Source organism: Micromonospora sp. H61 (assembly GCF_018070325.1).
In the GTDB taxonomy this organism is placed as follows: Bacteria; Actinomycetota; Actinomycetes; order Mycobacteriales; family Micromonosporaceae; genus Micromonospora; species Micromonospora salmantinae.
On record NZ_JAGPXY010000211.1, the window covers coordinates 1 to 1,525 of the forward strand.

Sequence of the window (1,525 nt, forward strand, 5' to 3'; positions counted from 1 at the left end):
CGGCGACTCCGACCTCGGCTCCCTCGTCGAACGCGCCGAACCGTTCGGGCTCGACCTCGCCAGGGTCCACCAAGTGGCGCTGGCCGCACCGAGCCGACGACTACCCGACGCCGACGCGGCGATCAGCGCCCTTGAGGCGGTCATGTTCGACCGGCTCGGCGACCGCGACGTCCTCGTCGCGACCAAGGACGGCCTGCTCGTCGTGCTGGCACCCGCCGACACCGGATCAGTCGGCCGACTACCGCCGGCGATGGACGCGAGCAATGAACTCGGCCGCCTCATGCACCGCGAGCTGAGCCGACTGCCCCGGGGAGGACCCTGGCGGGTAGCTGTCGGCCGGTCCCACCCCGGTCTGTACGGCATAGCCCGCTCCTACGAGGAGGCCCGCGAAGCACTCGCCATGGCCGGGCGACTCCACACAGACACCCCCGTCATCAACGCACACGACCTGCTCATCTACCGAGTTCTGCTACGCGACCAACCCGCCATCGTGGACCTGGTACAAGCCGTACTCACCCCACTCACCCGGGCGCGCGGCGGCGCCGAACCGCTACTCGACACCCTGCACGCCTACTTCGACACCGGTGCGGTGGCCACCGAATCGGCGAAGCGCCTGCACGTATCGGTACGCACCGTCACCTACCGCCTGGCTCGCGTCAAAACATTGACCGGCTACGACCCCACTGACCCCAGCCACCGTTTCACGCTGCAGGCGGCGGTGCTCGGCGCCAAGGTCCTCAACTGGCCGCAGGAACCCCTACCCATTCCCACCTGACCCTCAGATTGTCGGGCACAGCCACGACCGACACGAACAAAACACGTGACCAGCGGACACCCACACGCGATGTCCGCGTCCCTCGGGTCTGTGGATCTAAAGGCACCTCTCTTGTCAACCCGCCGGCAGCAGAGAGGTCTCCGTGTCTTTGATCATGGTGCGGTAGACGACGTCGGCGAGGCGCCGTTTCAGGCAGCGCATGGCTTCCTTATGGGTTTTGCCCGCGGCTCGTTTGCGCTGGTAGTAGTCCCTGCCTGGGGTCGCTCGTTTGATCTGGGCCATGGCCATGACATGCAGCGCGTAGTTCAGTTGCCGGTCGCCGGCACGCGATAGGCGGTGCCGTTGGACGTCACCGGATGACACTTCTATCGGCGCGACACCGCAGTACGAGGCGAACGCGGACTCCGATCGGAACCTGTTGACGACTCCGGAGCGGGCGAGGATCTTCGCGGCGGTGACGTCGCCGATGCCGTGCAGATCGGTCAGGGTGGTGCCGGACGCCGCGACCGCGGCGGACAGCGTTGCTGTTGCCTCGGCGATGCGCCGATCGAGGCGGCGCACCTCGCCGAGAAGGTCCACGGCGACCTGGCGCATGGTGCGGGCCAACACGGCCCGAGGGCGGATGCTGCGCAGCGCGGCGGCGGCGTTGTCGGCGGTCAGTCCGCGGGGCAGACCGGCGGGAATGAGCTGTGCCAACAGCGCATGCAGCCGGTTGACGATCTGGGTGCGGCTGCGGACGAGGTCATCACG

General features: G+C 67.9%; 2 protein-coding genes. One reads left to right on the top strand and one right to left on the bottom strand.

Going from position 1 to position 1,525, the window contains the following annotated elements; translation table 11 throughout:
* The coding region (locus tag KBX08_RS33195; RefSeq protein ID WP_210787703.1) for a CdaR family transcriptional regulator at positions 1-775 on the top strand (775 nt) is incomplete at its 5' end.
* 114 nt (positions 776-889) lie between these two features.
* On the opposite strand, the gene KBX08_RS33200 is transcribed toward KBX08_RS33195, so the two are convergent.
* Positions 890-1,525, bottom strand: a 636-nt coding sequence (locus KBX08_RS33200; protein ID WP_210787704.1) for a transposase, incomplete at its 5' end; no start/stop codon positions are given.